The organism is Streptomyces sp. NPDC049541 (assembly GCF_044465725.1).
GTDB lineage: Bacteria > Actinomycetota > Actinomycetes > Streptomycetales > Streptomycetaceae > Streptomyces.
Genome location: NZ_JBITLY010000001.1, coordinates 331,522 through 347,993, shown reverse-complemented (window position 1 = coordinate 347,993; position 16,472 = coordinate 331,522). Strand labels below are relative to the sequence as shown.

Sequence of the window (16,472 nt, the reverse complement as noted above, 5' to 3'; positions counted from 1 at the left end):
CGAAATCCGTAGATCAAATGGGCCTTTGATCGCGGATACGGCACACCAAGCGGGGAATTCGCAGCCTTTCGCTCATGCGGGAACCGTAGTCCCGAGGCACAAAAAAACGGGGCCGTCCGCAATACGGACGGCCCCTGACTCCTGCGTCAGTGGTTGCGCGGGAAGCCCAGGTCGACGCCGGAGGGGGCGTCGGCGGGGTCGGGCCAGCGGGTGGTGACGACCTTGCCGCGGGTGTAGAAGTGCGTGCCGTCGTTGCCGTAGATGTGGTGGTCGCCGAAGAGGGAGTCCTTCCAGCCGCCGAAGCTGTGGTAGCCGACGGGGACCGGGATCGGGACGTTCACGCCGACCATGCCGGCCTCGATCTCCAGCTGGAAGCGGCGGGCGGCGCCGCCGTCCCGGGTGAAGATCGCGGTGCCGTTGCCGAACGGCGAGGCGTTGATGAGGGCCACGCCCTCCTCGTAGGTGTCCACGCGCAGGACGCACAGGACCGGACCGAAGATCTCGTCCTGGTAGGCCTTGGCGGTGGTGGGCACCTTGTCGAGGAGGGAGATGCCGATCCAGTGGCCGTCCTCGAAGCCCTCGACGGTGTAGCCGGTACCGTCGAGCACGACCTCGGCGCCCTCGGCCGCCGCGCCGGTGACGTAGGACGCCACCTTGTCGCGGTGGACCTTCGTGATCAGCGGGCCCATCTCGGAGGTGGGGTCGTTGCCGGGGCCGATCTTGATCTTCTCGGCGCGCTCGCGGATCTTCTCCACCAGCTCGTCGCCGATGGTGCCGACCGCGACGACCGCGGAGATGGCCATGCAGCGCTCGCCCGCGGAGCCGTAGGCGGCCGACACGGCGGCGTCGGCGGCCGCGTCCAGGTCGGCGTCCGGCAGGACCAGCATGTGGTTCTTGGCGCCGCCCAGGGCCTGCACGCGCTTGTGGTTCGCGGCGGCGGTGGTGTGGATGTAGCGGGCGATGGGTGTGGAGCCGACGAACGACACCGCCTTGACGTCCGGGTGCTCCAGGAGGCGGTCGACGGCCACCTTGTCGCCGTGCACGACGTTGAAGACGCCGTCCGGCAGACCGGCCTCCGCGAGCAGCTCGGCCAGCTTGATGGAGGCCGACGGGTCCTTCTCGGACGGCTTGAGGACGAAGGTGTTGCCGGTCGCGATGGCGATCGGGAACATCCACATCGGGACCATCGCCGGGAAGTTGAACGGCGTGATGCCCGCGACGACGCCGAGCGGCTGGCGGATGGACGAGACGTCCACGCGGCTGGCCACCTCGGTCGACAGCTCGCCCTTCAGCTGCACGGTGATCCCGCACGCCAGGTCGACGATCTCCAGGCCGCGAGCGACCTCGCCCAGCGCGTCACTGTGCACCTTGCCGTGCTCGGCGGTGATCAGCTCGGCGATCGCGTCCCGGTTCGCCTCCAGCAGCGCCCGGAACCTGAACAGGATCGAGGTCCGCTTCGCGAGCGAGGAGGTGCCCCAGGTGGCGAAGGCGTCCTTCGCGGCGGCGACCGCCGCGTCGACCTCGTCGACCGAGGCGAAGGCGACCTTCGTGGTGACCGCGCCGGTGGCAGGGTCGGTGACCGGCCCGTACGTGCCCGACGCGCCTTCGACGGTCTTGCCGCCGATCCAGTGGTTGACGATCTTCGTCATGCCCGGTTTCTCCTTCACAGATGGCGGCGTCGGGTCGAGACGTGCCGTTCGTACAGCTCGCGGGCCTTCACCGCCGACGGTCGGGTCGCGGTCTCGGCCACAGGTACATCCCACCAGGCCTGCGCCGGCGGCGGGCCCGACACAGTGTCGGCCGTTTCGGTCTCGACGTAGACACATGTGGGTGTGTCGGCGGCGCGCGCCTCGGCGAGCGCCGTCCGCAGGTCCGCCACGGTCTTCGCGCGCAGCACCCGCATACCCAGGCTGGCGGCGTTGGCGGCGAGATCCACGGGCAGCGGCGCCCCCGTGTACGTACCGTCGTCGGACCGGAAGCGGTAGGCGGTGCCGAACCGCTCGCCGCCCACCGACTCGGACAGGCCGCCGATGGACGCGTAGCCATGGTTCTGGATCAGCAGGACCTTGATCGCGATGCCCTCCTGCACGGCGGTCACGATCTCCGTCGGCATCATCAGATACGTGCCGTCGCCGACCAGCGCCCACACGGGCCGGTCCGGTGCGGCCAGCTTCACACCGATCGCGGCCGGTATCTCGTAGCCCATGCAGGAGTAGCCGTACTCCAGGTGGTACTGGTCCCGCGAGCGCGCCCGCCACAGTTTGTGCAGGTCGCCGGGGAGGGAGCCGGCCGCGTTGATGATGACGTCGGACTCGTCCACCAGCGCGTCCAGGGCGCCGAGGACCTGCGGCTGCGTGGGGCGTACGTCCGGCTCGTCGGCCTCGTAGCAGGCGTCGACGCGCTGTTCCCAGCGCTCCTTGTCCTCGGTGTACTCGGTGACGTAGGAGGCCGCGACCTCGTACGCATGCAGGTCGAGGGCCGCGGTGAGCTCCTGGAGGCCGCTGCGGGCGTCCGCGATCAGGGGCAGACCGGCCAGCTTGTGGCCGTCGAAGGACGCGATGTTGAGGTTGAGGAAGCGCACGCCCCCGCCGGTGAACAGGGTGCCGGAGGCCGTGGTGAAGTCGGTGTACCTGGTCCCCACGCCGATCACCAGGTCGGCGGTGCGGGCGAGCTCGTTCGCGGTCGCCGTGCCCGTGTGGCCGATGCCGCCGACGTCCTGCGGGTGGTCGTGGCGCAGGGAGCCCTTGCCGGCCTGGGTGGAAGCGACCGGGATGCCGGCGGCCCCGGCGAACTCGGCGAGGGCCTCCTCGGCACGGCTGTGGTGGACGCCGCCGCCCGCGATGACGAGCGGCCTGCGCGCGGACCTGATCGCCCGTACGGCCTCGGCGAGTTCGGCCGGGTCGGCACCCGGACGCCGTACGACCCACGTGCGCTCGGCGAAGAACTCCTCCGGCCAGTCGAAGGCCTCCGCCTGGACGTCCTGCGGAAGGGCCAGGGTCACGGCGCCGGTCTCGACGGGGTCGGTCAGCACGCGCATGGCGTTCAGGGCGGATGGGATCAGGGCCTCCGGCCGGGTGATGCGGTCGAAGTACTTCGACACCGGGCGCAGGCTGTCGTTGACCGACACATCACCGGCGTACGGGACCTCGAGCTGCTGGAGCACCGGGTCGGCGGGGCGGGTGGCGAAGACGTCGCCGGGCAGGAGCAGCACCGGGAGGTGGTTGACGGTCGCGAGGGCGGCGCCCGTGACGAGGTTGGTGGCGCCCGGACCGATGGAGGTCGTCACCGCGTGGGTGGACAGGCGGCCCGACTGCCTCGCGTAACCGACCGCCGCATGCACCATGGCCTGTTCGTTGCGGCCCTGGTGGAACGGCATCTCGTCGGCGTACTCGACGAGCGCCTGGCCGATCCCCGCCACGTTGCCGTGGCCGAAGATGCCCCAGGTGGCACCGATCAGCCGCTGCCGGACGCCGTCGCGCTCGGTGTACTGGGCCGACAGGAAGCGGACGAGTGCCTGCGCGACCGTGAGCCTCGTCGTTGAGGACGTCATCGGTAACCCTCCGTGTGTTCCGGATGGAAGCAGATCCGCCACTCACGTGTCTCGCCCGGGCCCGCCATGACGTTCAGGTAGTACATGTCGTGGTCGGGCTGGGCGATCGACGGGCCGTGCCATCCGTCGGGGACGAGGACGGCATCACCGGAGCGGACCTCCGCGAGGACGTCCGATCCGCCCTCACGGGAAGGGGATACGCGCTGATAGCCGAAACCGTTCGGGCCGTCGATCTCGAAGTAGTAGATCTCCTCCAGCTCCGCCTCCACGCCCGGCCGGTGCTCGTCGTGCTTGTGCGGCGGGTACGAGGACCAGTTGCCGCCGGGGGTGACGACCTCGACGGCGATGAGCTTGTCGCAGTCGAAGGCGTCAGCAGAGGCGAAGTTGCGGACGTGCCGCAACCGGTTGCCGCTGCCGCGCTCTTCGACGGGGACCTCCGGCGCGGGGCCGTAGCGGGCGGGGAGTTGTCGCTCGCACTTCGCTCCTGCCAGGGCGAAGCGGCCTCCCGCGCCGGAGGCGATCTGGACCCGGGCGTCACGGGGTGCGTACGCGAAGTCGGAGACCGACGCGAACACGCTGTCCCTGCCCAGGAGTTGGAACTCTTCGTCGCTTGTGCCGTCGGCTGTGCGCACGGTACATCCGCCATGCAGCGGAAGCACGATCCACTCACTGTCGCCGGTGGTGAAGGCGTGCGTACCACCCGGCTCCAGCTCGACGATCCGCAGACTGCAGTACGCCCAGCCGGCCCGCTCCGGGTCGATGTCGAGCGCGTACTCGGCATCCGCGGTGGTGCCCCGTGCGACGTACAGCTCCTTGCTGCTCATGCGGTCCTCACAGCAGTCCTACGGCGGTGTCCACGGCGGCGGCCACATCGCCGTCCGCCGGGTACAGCAGCGAACGCCCGACCACCAGGCCGCGCACGGTGGGGAGCTGGAGGGCGCCGCGCCACTTCTCGTACGCGCCGTCCTGGTCGTCGCCGACCTCGCCGCCCAGCAGCACGGCAGGCAACGTGGAGGTCTCCATGACCTCGGACATGTCGTCCGGGTTCTCGGTGACCGGCAGCTTCAGCCAGGTGTAGGCCGAGGTGCCGCCCAGACCCGAGGCGATGGCGATGGACTTGGTGACGGCCTCGGCGGACAGGTCGTTCTTCAGCCGGCCCTCCTCCGTACGGCGGCTGAGGAACGGCTCGACGAAGACGGGCAGCCTGCGCGCGGCCATGTCGTCGATGGCGCGGGCGGTGGACTCCAGGGTGGTGAGGGAGCCCGGGTCGTCGTAGTCGATGCGCAGGAGCAGCTTGCCGGCGTCGAAGCCGAGGCGTTCGATGTCCTCGGCGCGGTGGCCGGTGAAGCGGTCGTCGAGTTCGAAGCTGGCGCCCTGGAGGCCGCCGCGGTTCATCGAGCCCATGACGACCTTGCCGTCGAGGGCGCCGAGGAGCAGCAGGTCGTCGAGGATGTCGGCGGTGGCGAGGACACCGTCGACGCCGGGCCGGGACAGTGCCAGGCAGAGGCGTTCCAGCAGGTCGGCGCGGTTGGCCATGGCGAACCTGCGGTCGCCGACCCCGAGCGCGCCGCGGGCCGGGTGGTCGGCGGCGACGATCATCAGCCGGCCGGAGTCGCCGAGGAGCGGCCTGCGGGTGCGGCGGGCTGCGGCCTCGGCTATCGCCTCGGGGCGGTGGGCCCGGATGCGGACGAGTTCGCCGACGTCCACGGTCGGGGGTGCGGGAGCGGACTCGCTCCTCGGAACCACGGTCATGCCCAGGCAGCCGGTGTCGTCCGTCTCGTCCACGCCCTTGCGGCGCTTGCGGGTGCTCACAGCACTGCTCCGGCCTTGAGGGCGGCTTCGATCTCGTCCGGCGTCGGCATGGCGGAGGAGCACTCCAGTCGGGAGGCGACGATCGCGCCGGCCGCGTTGGCGTGCCGCATGACCGTCTCCAGGTCCCGGCCCTCCAGCAGACCGTGGCAGAGGGAGCCGCCGAACGCGTCGCCGGCACCGAGGCCGTTGAGGACGTTCACCGGGAGCGGCGGGACCTCGACGGACTCGCCCTTGCTGTTGACGGCGAGGACGCCCTTGGGGCCCTGCTTGACGACGGCGAGTTCGACGCCCGCGTCCAGCAACGCCCGGGCGGCGGCCTGCGGTTCACGCACTCCGGTGGCGACCTCCACCTCGTCGAGGTTGCCCACCGCGACGGTGGTGTGGCGCAGGGCCTCCTTGTAGAAGGGGCGGGCGGCCGCGGGGTCCTGCCAGAACATGGGGCGCCAGTCGAGGTCGAAGACCGTCGTACCGGCCTTCGCGCGGTGGGCGAGGGCCGCCAGCGTCGCCGTACGGCTGGGCTCCTCGCTCAGACCGGTGCCGGTGACCCAGAAGATGCGGGCGTCGCGGATGGCGTCGAGGTCGAGCTCGTGGGCGTCCATCTCCAGGTCGGGGGCCTTGGGCTGCCGGTAGAAGTACAGCGGGAAGTCGTCCGGCGGGAAGATCTCGCAGAAGGTGACCGGGGTGGGCAGGCCGGGGACCGGGGTGACCCAGCGGTCGTCGACGCCGAAGCCCCGCAGCGCCTCGTGCAGATAGGCGCCGAAGGGGTCATCGCCGGTGCGCGTGATCACCGCCGTACGGCGTCCGAGGCGGGCCGCGGCGACCGCGACGTTGGTCGCCGAGCCGCCGAGGAACTTGCCGAAGCTCGTCACCTGCGGCAGGGGGACACCGGTCTGGAGCGGATACAGGTCCACCCCGATCCGCCCCATGGTGATCAGGTCGTACGCCATCGGCTTCCCTTCGTCACGGCTCTCCCCGCGTTTCTAGCCCCGCACGCGGAGCCCTGTCAATGTTTTGTCCAGACATTCGGACGAGACCTTGACAGCGCTTACCGTCCCACCGAAGCTGGCCGGCATGACGTCGTTGTCACCCTCTTCTTCCTCACTGTCCCGCATCCGGATCGGGTCGGCTCCCGACTCCTGGGGTGTGTGGTTCCCCGACGACCCGCAGCAGGTGCCCTGGCAGCGCTTCCTCGACGAGGTCGCGCAGTCCGGCTACGAGTGGATCGAGCTGGGCCCGTACGGCTACCTGCCGACCGATCCGGCCGTTCTCACCGAGGAGACCTCACGGCGTGGCCTGAAGGTTTCGGCGGGGACCGTGTTCACGGGCCTGCACCACGGCGAGGCGGTGTGGGAGAAGACCTGGGCGCATGTCGCGGACAACGCGGTGCTCGCGCAGGCCATGGGCGCCTCCCACCTGGTGGTCATCCCGTCCTTCTGGCGGGACGACAAGACCGGTGAGGTACTGGAGCCGGACACCCTGACGGCCGAGCAGTGGCGGAACCTGACCTCGCTGACCGAGCGGCTCGGGCACGAGGTGCGGGAGCGGTACGGGCTGCAGATCGTCGTCCACCCGCATGCCGACACGCATATCGACAGCGAGGAGAACGTCGTCCGCTTCCTGGACGGGACGGACTCCTCTGTGGTGTCGCTGTGCCTGGACACGGGGCACTACGCGTACTGCGGCGGGGACAGCGTCAAGCTGATCGAGACGTATGGGGAGCGGATCGGGTATCTGCACCTCAAGCAGGTGGATCCGGAGATTCTTGCCGACGTCCGGGCCAACCAGGTGCCGTTCGGGCCCGCGGTGGCACGGGGTGTGATGTGCGAACCACCGGCAGGGGTGCCCGCGTTGGGGCCCGTGCTGGAGGCTGCGCAGAAGCTGGATGTGGATCTGTTCGCGATCGTCGAGCAGGACATGTACCCGTGTGAGCCGGACAAGCCGTTGCCGATTGCGCAGCGGACGCGGGCGTTCCTGCGGTCCTGCGGGGCGTGAGAGCGCCCGATCGTCTGCAGGGCTCTGTGCGTTTGCGGCTGCGGGTTCGTCGCGGCTTGTCGCGCCCACGCGGCGGAGCCGCACATTGACACCGTCCCGCGCCCCTGGGGGGGGTTGCAGCATAGGTGGATGACAAGTGCTGTGCATGCCCGGTCCGGGCAAGGGCCCTGGGGGTCGTGGGAGACCGTTCTTGCTCGGCCCGATCCTCGGTTGCGGCCCGGCGTGATCAGTTACCGCGGGATCAGGCTTGCCCTGGACCGGCCGCGGCGGCGGCTGGAGGCGCCGATCGGGGCGGCGACGTTGTTGCTCGGGTTCGAGCAGGCGGTCACGGTGACGCGGGCGGGGCGGGCGCCGGTGGAACTGGTGTCCGTGTTCGCCGGGCCGACGACCACGCCCGCGCTCGGTGAGCACGGCGGGCGGCTGTCGGGCATCGAGGTGCTGATGACGCCGTGGACGGCGTTCACCCTCTTCGGCACCCCGCTGTACGAACTCGTCGACCGCACCCTCACCCCCGACGACCTTCCGCACATCCTGGGCACGCGGCGGGCGGGCGACCGTCGCGGCACCATCGGCGAACTGTCCACCGCGCTGGCCGCGTTGCCGACGTGGGAGCAGCGGTTCGGGCTGCTCGACGAGGTGCTGGTGCGCTGGTCGCAGGCCGGGACGCCGAGTTCGGCACGGGTCGTGCGGGCCTGGTCGGAGCTGGTACGGACGTGGGGTGCGGTGCCGGTGCGGTCGCTCGCCGACGAGGTCGGCTGGAGCGTACGGCAGTTGGAGAACCGGTTCCGGGAGCAGATCGGGCTCGGGCCGAAGGTCGCGGCACGGGTACTGCGGCTGCAGCGGGCGCGGCGCTTGCTGGCTCAGGGGCGCGGACAGGCGGAGACGGCGGCGATCTGCGGGTTCTACGACCAGGCGCATCTGAGCGGCGAGTTCAAGGCCATGACGGGGTGCACCCCGCGGGAATTCACCAGGGCCCGGGTGCTTCCGCCGGTGTCCCAGCCGGGTGTGCCCGCGGCGGACCGGATGACCGGCGAGGCGACGAGCCTGTTGCTCACGTCCACGCGAAGTTCGCTTTTTTCCAAGACCGGCAGGGTGCGCTGAATGCACCCTGATCGTCCGGCGGGAGATCCCGGGGGGAGGTCTCCGACGGCACCTCCACGGGGAAGCGGGGGAGCCTGGTGGGCCGGGCCCGGCGATAGGGGCCTCCCCGGGCTCGAGCGAAGTCGAGAGCCTGGGGAAGGGTCCGGCCCACCTCGGCGATGTCAACCCACCACGCTTCTGAGCCCGCCCGCGCGTTTGCAGCGCTCGTGTCACAAACACCCCTCCCGTGTCACAGGTGTCGCAGGTGAGCGAGGCATGTGTCACACCAGTCCCACAGACCCTGCCCTCCCCTCACGCTCCGTCGTTGACCGGGCACAGATCTGTGATCGCCAGCGCAGCGCCCGGTTCCCCCGACGGCCGCCCCCGGCCGCCCCCGCGGTGCGCGCGGGGAGGTGCTACCCATGACCGACCGAAGGCTCTGGTCGTACAAGGAGATCGCGGCGCACATCAAGGTGCAGCCGGACACCGTGCGGTCCTACCGCAAACACGGGCTGCTGCCACCGCCCGACCACGTCGAGGGCGGCAAGCCCTTCTGGTACGCGGACACCGTCCGGGCCTGGGTCGCCTCCCGGCCCGGAAACCGCGGCCGCAGAGACGACGAGACCCCTGACCACCCGGCCTCCTGAACTCCTGACCTGCCGGAAAAGGACCTGTGCCCCACCTGACCAGTGGGGCACAGTCGTCTCATGAGCGACTTCTCCGTGAAACCCGTACTGACCGGCGAGAAGACCGTCCTGCGGCCCTTCACCGCGGCCGACGCCAAGGTGATGGGAGAGATCATCGAGGACCCCGAGGTGATCCGCTTCACCTTTGAGCCGTCGACCGAGCTCACTCCGGAGCGCCTGCGGTCCTGGTACGGCTCCCGGGCCACCGCCCCCGACCGGCTCGACCTCGCCGTCACCGACCCGGACAGCGGCGAACTCCTCGGCGAGGTGGTCCTGTACGACTGGGATCCGGCGGCGCGCGCTTGCACGTTCCGCACCCTCATCGGACCGCGGGGGCGTGGCCGCGGCATCGGCACCGAGGCCACCCGGCTCATCGTCGGGTACGGCTTCGAGCAACTCCGCCTCCACCGGATCCAGTTGGAGGCCTATGCCCACAACCGACGCGCCCTGCGCGTCTACGAGAAGGTCGGGTTCGTCGTCGAGGGTGTGCGGCGGGAGGTGCAACTACGGCAGGGGGAGTGGGCCGACGAGGTGATCATGTCGATCCTCGACCGGGAGTGGACCGCCCGCTCGTTCAACTCCACGGCTCGATGACCGTCACCCCCGCTCCCGGCGCCGTCCCCATCGCCACCAGCGCGTCGGGGGTCGCGTCCAGGGTGATCGTGGACGTGACCAGCAGGTCGGGGCGGAGCACGCCCGCTCTGACCAGCTCCAGCATCGGCGGATAAGTGTGCGCCGCCATGCCGTGGCTGCCGAGGAGTTCGAGCTCCAGGGCGATCGCTCGGGCCATCGGGACGGGGGTCGTGCCGGTGGGCGACGGGAGCAGGCCCACCTGGACGTGGCGTCCACGGCGGCGCAGGCCGTTCACCGAGGCGGCGCAGGTGGCGGGCGAGCCCAGGGCGTCGAGGGACAACTGCGCGCCGCCGCCGGTCAGCTCGCGGATCGCCGCGGCCGTGTCCGGTGTCCGCCTCGCGTCCACGCACTCCGTCGCGCCGAACTTCCGCGCCAGGTCCAAAGCCTGAGGCGATACGTCCACCGCGATCACCCGCGCCCCCGATGCCGCCGCGATCATCACCGCGGACAGGCCCACACCCCCGCAGCCGTGCACCGCGACCCACTCCCCCGCCGCCACCCGGCCCTGCTGCACGACCGCACGGAACGCCGTGGCGAATCGGCAGCCCAGCGCTGCCGCTGTGGCGAACGACAGGCTCTCCGGGACGGCCACCAGGTTCACGTCCGCGTGGTCCAGCGCCACGTACTGGGCGAAGGAGCCCCAGTGGGTGAAGCCGGGCTGGGTCTGGCGTTCGCACACCTGCTGGTCGCCCGCGGCGCATGCCGCGCAGCTGCCGCAGGCGCAGACGAAGGGGACGGTGACACGGTCGCCTGGACGCCAGGCGGTCACTCGGGCGCCGACTGCCTCTACGACGCCTGCCAGTTCGTGACCCGGTACGTGAGGGAGGGTGATGTCGGGGTCGTGGCCCTGCCAGCCGTGCCAGTCGCTTCGGCAGAGGCCGGTGGCCTCGACGCGGACGACCACTCCGTGGTCGGCGGGGCGGGGGTCGGGTACCTCACGTACGTCGGGCCGGCTCCCGTACTGCTCGATCACCACTGCCCGCATCTGCGCTCCCATCGCCGTTTGTCTCTGCGGGTACATCGTGGCTGGTCGCGCCGTTCCCCGCGCCCCTCACGGGGCGCTCATCCTGCCCCTCGCTCAAGCCGAACCGCTCGTGGAAGCGTCGCAACGGCCCCGGCGCCCACCAGGTCGCCCGCCCCGTCAGCCTCATCACCGCCGGTACCAGCAGGCTCCGTACGATCATCGCGTCCATCAGTACCGCCAGGGCGATGCCCAGGCCCAGCATCTTGGTGTTGGTGACCCGTGAGGTGCCGATGGCGACCATCACCACTGCCAGGATCACCGCCGCCGCTGTGATCAGGCCGCCTGTGCGCTGCAGGCCGTGGCGGACCGCCTCGTTGTGGTCGCCCGTCCTGTCGTACTCCTCCTTGATGCGGGAGAGCAGGAAGACGCCGTAGTCCATGGAGAGGCCGAAGGCCACGCAGAACATCAGGACCGGCAGGGTGGTCTCTATGGAGCCGGGGCTGGTGAAGCCGAGCAGGCCGGACAGATGGCCGTCCTGGAAGACCCAGACCACCGCGCCGAACATGGCGGTCAGGCTGAGCGCGTTGAGCACCACCGCCTGGATCGGTATCAGCACGCTGCCGGTCAGCAGGAACACCAGGAGCAGGGTGACGATCGCGATGAAGGCGGCCGCCCAGGGCAGACGCTCGGCTATCGCATGCTTGGAGTCGACCAGAACGGCCGCCGTGCCGGTCACCTTGGTGTCGAAGGGGGCGTGCGTGGCGCGCAGTTCACCCACCAGGCGTTGGGCCGCGTCGTCCACGGCCTCGCCCTTCGGCAGCACGGTGAAGTACGCCGACTGCCCCTTCACCAGCGGGCCGTCCACCCTCAGCACGCCGGGCAGATCAGCTATGCGGCCCTTGTACGCGGTGTACTGGGCAGGGGTCGAACCGCCCTCGGCGAGCACCTCCAGGCCGCCGCCGGGGCTGCCCGGGAAGCCGTCGCGGATGTGCTGCTGGACCACGTGGGACTCTGCGGTCGAGGGGAGCTGGCGGTCGTCCGCGGTGCCGAACTTCACGCCCAGGAAGGGCAGTCCGAGGACGATCAGGACGGTGGTGGTCGCCACGGCGAAGAGCGGGGCCCGGCGCATCACAAGGGTCGCCGTCCGCGCCCAGGCCGTGCCCTCCTCGCCGGAGGCCTTCGGCGTCCGTCCGCGCCGGAACAGACGGCGCAGATCCAGGGAGTTGACCCGGTGTCCGAGCAGCATCAGGGCCGCCGGGAGCAGGATCAGCGCGGCCGCGGCGGCCAGCAGGACGACCGCTATGCCGGCGTAGGCGAAGGACCGCAGGAAGTACTGCGGGAAGAGCAGCATCGCCGCGAGGGAGACCGCGACCGTGAGGGAGGAGAAGAGGACGGTACGGCCGGCCGTGCGCAGGGTGGTGCCCACCGCGGTCAACGGGTCGGCGCCCGTGGACAGTTCTTCACGGAAGCGGCGGACGATGAACAGGGCGTAGTCGATGGCCAGTCCCAGGCCGAGGGCCGTGGTGAGGTTCATCGCGAAGACCGAGACGTCGGTGAACTCGGTCAGCCCGCGCAACACCGCGTTCGTGCCGAGGATCGCGACGATGCCGATGCCCAGCGGCAGCAGGGCGGCGATCGCCGAGCCGAAGACCATCACCAGCAGCACGAGCGTCACCGGCAGGGCGATCATCTCGGCGCGGGTCAGGTCCTCCTTGATGATCGTCTGCATCTCGTGCCGCACCGCGACGAGGCCGCCGACCTTCACCTGCACCGCGCCGTGTGTGCCGCGGTAGTGGGCCGCGATGCGGTCCAGGGTGTCGCCCATCGCCTTCTCGTCGCCGGTGATGTGCGCGGCGATCAGCGCCTCGTGGCCGTCCTTCGCGCGGAGGGCCGGCGACTCGGACTGCCAGTAGGAGCCGACGCCTATGACGCCCTTCTCACCGGCCAGGCGCGCGGTGAGGCGCCGGGCCTGGGCTGCGACAGCCGGATCGTCCACCGAGGAGCGGCCCGCGTCGACGAGCAGCAGCAGATTGGGCTGGGAGTCCGGGAACTCGCGCTCCAGCGCCTTGGTCGCAAACGTCGACTGGGCGGCCGGGTCCTCCCAGCCGCCGCTGCCCAGGCGGTCGGCCACCCCGCTGCCTGCCAGCACGGCGAGCGCGGTGATGACCAAGGCCACAAGGAGTGAGAGCCGCGGGCGAGCGGTCACAAAGCGGGTCCAGCCCCCGGGGCGCGGTGGCTTGTTGACTTCGGTCATCGTGCGGTGTCCCCTTCACCGTGAAAACCATAAACTGGCAAACACGAGACAGCGCTCGTGTTTCATCTGGACCCAGAATGCGAGCGACCGCTCGCGTTTGTCAATCGCGTTCGGAGAACTGGGGATAACGCGTGCCCGAGAACTCACAGCAGGAGCAGCCGCGCCGCCGCCAGGCCCGCGGCGAGCGCCGCATCGCCCAGCTCCTCGAGGCCGCCGCCTCGGTCTTCTGCACCACCGGCTACACGGCCGCCAGCACCAACGCCATCGCCCGCCAGGCCGGCGTCTCACCGGGCACTCTGTACCAGTTCTTCCCGAACAAGGAAGCGATCGCGATCGAGCTGGGCGACCGGCTGATGCACGAGATGCGGGAGACGTACGGCGAGGCGCTCGCACCGGTCGACCCGGCGACACCGCTGGAGGAGGCGGTCGGTGCCGCCGTGGACCGTTTCATCGCCTTCAACTGCGACCACCCGGTGTTCTTCGCACTGATGCACGGCCCCGACATCCCTGGGCGGATCGCCGAGGAGCACGACGCCCTGCACGCGACCCTGGTCTCCCGGATCGAGGACCTGCTGTCCTCGCTGCTCCCGGACGCACCCCCGGCCGAGGTCACGCGTACCGCACATGTCTGCCTCGGCATGTACAAGGCGGGTCTGGAGCTGGTGCTCGCCCATGAGGGCGCCGAGCGCGACGCGTACACCCAGGAGATCAAGAACGTGCTGATCCGCTATCTGGAGCCCCTGGTCGGCGACCGACTGGGCACCCGACAGGACACGGGCGCCGCCACGACGCGCACCGCATGAGTGCCGCACCCCTCCTTGGATGGGTACCCCCTAGGGGTATAGTGTGAGAAGTGGAGGGCCTCCCGTGGGCCCCCGCAGCCCCACACGCCTCGACGAGGAGAACGACATGACCGCCCAGACCGACACCCCGGGTACCGTCACCACCGTCTACAAGGTGAGCGGCATGAGCTGCGGACACTGCGAGGGTTCCGTCTCCGGTGAGATCCGCGAGCTACCCGGCGTCACCTCGGTGACGGCCGTCGCCGCGTCCGGTGAGGTCACCGTCGTCTCCGCGGCCCCGCTCGACGAGGCCGCCGTGCGCGCCGCGGTGGACGAGGCGGGCTTCGAGCTCGTCGGCCAGGTCTGACCAAGGCCCGGGAGCCCGAGATGAGCAGCACCACCACACAGACACCGGCACGGATACGCACGGCAGCGGACGCCTCCGAGGTCGAGCTGCTCATCGGCGGGATGACCTGCGCCTCCTGCGCGGCCCGCGTCGAGAAGAAGCTCAACCGCATGGACGGCGTCACCGCCACGGTGAACTTCGCGACGGAGAAGGCGAAGGTGACCTACCCCGCGGGCATCCAGGTCGCCGACCTGATCGCCACCGTGGTGAAGACGGGATACACGGCCGAGGAGCCGCTCCCGCCACAGCCGGAGCCCGCCGGGGAGAAGGCCGCCGAGGACCCGGAACCGGCCGCCTACCGGCAGCGCTTCACCGTCTCCGCCCTGCTCGCGCTCCCCGTCGTACTGCTGTCGATGATCCCGGCCCTGCAGTTCGACGACTGGCAGTGGCTGGCGCTCACGCTCACCGCGCCCGTGGTCGTCTGGGGCGGGCTGCCCTTCCACAAGGCCGCCTGGACGAACGCCCGGCACGGCGCCGCCACCATGGACACGCTGGTCTCGGTCGGCACGCTGGCCGCTTTCGGCTGGTCGCTGTGGGCGCTGTTCTTCGGCGACGCGGGCATGCCGGGCATGCACGACGAGTTCAGGTTCACCGTCTCGCGCATGGACGGGGCGTCCACGATCTACCTCGAGGTCGCCGCGGGCGTCGTCGCGTTCATCCTGCTCGGGCGCTATCTGGAGGCCCGCTCCAAGCGTCGTGCCGGCGCGGCGCTCAGGGCGCTGCTGGAGCTGGGCGCCAAGGACGTGTCCGTCCTGCGGGACGGCCGTGAAGTGCGCGTCCCGGTGTCCCGGCTGGCCGTGGGGGACCGTTTCGTCGTACGGCCCGGGGAGAAGATCGCGACCGACGGCACCGTCGTCGAGGGAGCGTCCGCCGTGGACGCCTCGATGTTGACCGGTGAGTCGGTGCCGGTGGACGTGGGCGTGGGCGATGCCGTCACCGGGGGCACGGTCAACGCCGGCGGGCGGCTGGTCGTCGAGGCCGCCCGGGTCGGCTCCGACACCCAGCTGGCGCGGATGGCGAAGCTGGTGGAGGACGCGCAGAACGGCAAGGCCGAGGTGCAGCGGCTCGCCGACCGGATCTCGGCGGTCTTCGTGCCGGTCGTCATGCTGATCGCCGTCGGCACCTTCGGCGTGTGGCTCGGCGTCACGGGCGAGACCGTGGCCGCGTTCACCGCGGCCGTCGCGGTCTTGATCATCGCCTGCCCGTGCGCGCTGGGCCTGGCCACGCCGACCGCGCTGCTGGTCGGCACGGGGCGCGGCGCCCAGCTCGGCATCCTGATCAAGGGCCCGGAGGTCCTGGAGTCCACCCGCCGCGTCGACACCGTCGTACTCGACAAGACCGGAACCGTCACCACCGGCCGGATGACCCTGCGCGAGGTGTACGCCGTCGCCGGCAGCGACGAGAAGGAGGTGCTGCGGTTCGCGGGCGCCGTCGAGCACGCCTCCGAGCACCCCGTGGCCCGGGCGATCGCCCTGGGCGCCGAGGAGCGGGTCGGGCGGCTCCCGGAGGTCGAGGAGTTCGAGAACGTGCCCGGGCGGGGCGTACGCGGCCGTGTGGAGGGCCGTGAGGTGGTCGTGGGGCGGCTCTTCGAAGGGCTCCCCGAGGAACTGGCCCGCGCCAGGGCCGAGGCCGAGAGCGACGGACGTACCGCCGTCGTGGTCGGCTGGGACGGGGTGGCACGCGGTGTCGTCGCCGTCGCCGACGCGGTCAAGGAGACCAGCGCCCAGGCGGTGCGCGAGCTGCGCGCGCTGGGGCTCACGCCCGTGCTGCTGACCGGGGACAACCGGGCGGTCGCCCGGGCGGTCGCGGACGAGGTCGGGATCGAGCAGGTGATCGCGGAGGTCCTGCCCGAGGACAAGGTGGCGGCCGTACGACGGCTGCAGGCCGAGGGGCGTACGGTCGCCATGGTCGGCGACGGGGTCAACGACGCTGCCGCGCTGGCCACCGCGGATCTGGGTCTGGCGATGGGGACAGGGACGGACGCGGCGATCGAGGCGGGCGATCTGACGCTGGTGCGCGGGGATCTGCGGGTGGCCGCGGACGCGATCCGGCTGTCCCGCAGGACGCTGGCCACGATCAAGGGCAACCTGGTGTGGGCCTTCGGCTACAACGTGGCCGCGTTGCCGCTGGCCGCCGCGGGTCTGCTGAATCCGATGATCGCCGGGGCCGCGATGGCCTTCTCGTCGGTGTTCGTGGTGACGAACAGCCTCCGGCTGCGGACGTTCCGTTGAACCCCGGCGAAGTTACCCGCGGTTAGTTGAAGTCGAGGTGAGAGCACCTCTGGAGTCCGGCGCCAGCCTCACATAAGCTCTT

14 protein-coding genes are annotated in these 16,472 nt (G+C 70.8%); 7 read left to right on the top strand and 7 right to left on the bottom strand.

Annotation, left to right across the window (positions count from 1 at the left end):
• Positions 1 to 146: 146 nt before the first annotated feature.
• From mmsA to iolC, 5 genes are read right to left on the bottom strand one after another with little or no spacing between them, the layout of a single operon-like run.
• Positions 147 to 1,649, bottom strand: coding sequence for a CoA-acylating methylmalonate-semialdehyde dehydrogenase (gene mmsA / locus ACIBW9_RS01590; RefSeq protein ID WP_398950121.1), 1,503 nt, complete (start codon positions 1,647 to 1,649; stop codon positions 147 to 149).
• A 14-nt stretch (positions 1,650 to 1,663) separates the two neighbouring features.
• Positions 1,664 to 3,550, bottom strand: coding sequence for a 3D-(3,5/4)-trihydroxycyclohexane-1,2-dione acylhydrolase (decyclizing) (gene iolD / locus ACIBW9_RS01585; RefSeq protein WP_398950119.1), 1,887 nt, complete (start codon positions 3,548 to 3,550; stop codon positions 1,664 to 1,666).
• Entirely contained in the window at positions 3,547 to 4,374 is an 828-nt protein-coding gene (gene iolB, locus ACIBW9_RS01580; RefSeq protein WP_398950117.1) for a 5-deoxy-glucuronate isomerase, read from the bottom strand. The genes iolD and iolB overlap by 4 nt, the downstream gene beginning before the upstream one ends.
• Before the next feature lie 7 nt (positions 4,375 to 4,381).
• Positions 4,382 to 5,302: a deoxyribose-phosphate aldolase gene (locus ACIBW9_RS01575; protein WP_398952053.1), complete on the bottom strand. Its 921-nt coding sequence runs from the start codon at positions 5,300 to 5,302 to the stop codon at positions 4,382 to 4,384.
• A 56-nt stretch (positions 5,303 to 5,358) separates the two neighbouring features.
• Complete coding sequence (gene iolC / locus ACIBW9_RS01570; RefSeq protein ID WP_398950115.1) at positions 5,359 to 6,309, bottom strand: 5-dehydro-2-deoxygluconokinase; 951 nt, start codon at positions 6,307 to 6,309, stop codon at positions 5,359 to 5,361.
• A 124-nt stretch (positions 6,310 to 6,433) separates the two neighbouring features.
• Here iolC and ACIBW9_RS01565 point away from each other — a divergent pair, with 124 nt between their 5' ends.
• From ACIBW9_RS01565 to ACIBW9_RS01550, 4 genes are all read left to right on the top strand, one after another.
• On the top strand, positions 6,434 to 7,354 hold the full coding sequence (locus tag ACIBW9_RS01565; protein WP_398950113.1) for a sugar phosphate isomerase/epimerase family protein: 921 nt from the start codon (positions 6,434 to 6,436) through the stop codon (positions 7,352 to 7,354).
• Between the two features lie 252 nt (positions 7,355 to 7,606).
• A complete protein-coding gene (locus ACIBW9_RS01560) occupies positions 7,607 to 8,455 on the top strand; it encodes a helix-turn-helix domain-containing protein (RefSeq protein ID WP_398952051.1) in 849 nt (282 codons plus the stop codon).
• A gap of 401 nt (positions 8,456 to 8,856) precedes the next feature.
• Entirely contained in the window at positions 8,857 to 9,081 is a 225-nt protein-coding gene (locus ACIBW9_RS01555; RefSeq protein WP_398950111.1) for a helix-turn-helix transcriptional regulator, read from the top strand.
• Between the two features lie 60 nt (positions 9,082 to 9,141).
• The gene (locus ACIBW9_RS01550; RefSeq protein ID WP_398950109.1) at positions 9,142 to 9,714 is read left to right on the top strand and encodes a GNAT family N-acetyltransferase; all 573 of its coding nucleotides are present in this window, start codon (positions 9,142 to 9,144) and stop codon (positions 9,712 to 9,714) included.
• On the opposite strand, the gene ACIBW9_RS01545 is transcribed toward ACIBW9_RS01550, so the two are convergent.
• A complete protein-coding gene (locus tag ACIBW9_RS01545) occupies positions 9,695 to 10,738 on the bottom strand; it encodes a zinc-dependent alcohol dehydrogenase family protein (RefSeq protein ID WP_398950107.1) in 1,044 nt (347 codons plus the stop codon). The two genes, ACIBW9_RS01550 and ACIBW9_RS01545, sit on opposite strands and share 20 nt — an antisense overlap.
• Complete coding sequence (locus ACIBW9_RS01540; RefSeq protein WP_398950105.1) at positions 10,689 to 12,971, bottom strand: MMPL family transporter; 2,283 nt, start codon at positions 12,969 to 12,971, stop codon at positions 10,689 to 10,691. Before ACIBW9_RS01540 ends, ACIBW9_RS01545 begins: the two co-directional genes overlap by 50 nt.
• 131 nt (positions 12,972 to 13,102) lie before the next feature.
• On the opposite strand from ACIBW9_RS01540, the gene ACIBW9_RS01535 reads away from it, so the two are divergent.
• The 3 genes from ACIBW9_RS01535 to ACIBW9_RS01525 all read left to right on the top strand — a co-directional run bounded on the left by ACIBW9_RS01535 (position 13,103) and on the right by ACIBW9_RS01525 (position 16,390).
• Positions 13,103 to 13,774, top strand: a complete 672-nt coding sequence (locus tag ACIBW9_RS01535) for a TetR family transcriptional regulator (RefSeq protein ID WP_398950103.1) — start codon at positions 13,103 to 13,105, stop codon at positions 13,772 to 13,774.
• Between the two features lie 106 nt (positions 13,775 to 13,880).
• Positions 13,881 to 14,120, top strand: coding sequence for a heavy-metal-associated domain-containing protein (locus ACIBW9_RS01530; RefSeq protein WP_398950101.1), 240 nt, complete (start codon positions 13,881 to 13,883; stop codon positions 14,118 to 14,120).
• 20 nt (positions 14,121 to 14,140) lie between these two features.
• Positions 14,141 to 16,390, top strand: a complete 2,250-nt coding sequence (locus tag ACIBW9_RS01525; protein WP_398950099.1) for a heavy metal translocating P-type ATPase — start codon at positions 14,141 to 14,143, stop codon at positions 16,388 to 16,390.
• Positions 16,391 to 16,472: the final 82 nt, after the last annotated feature.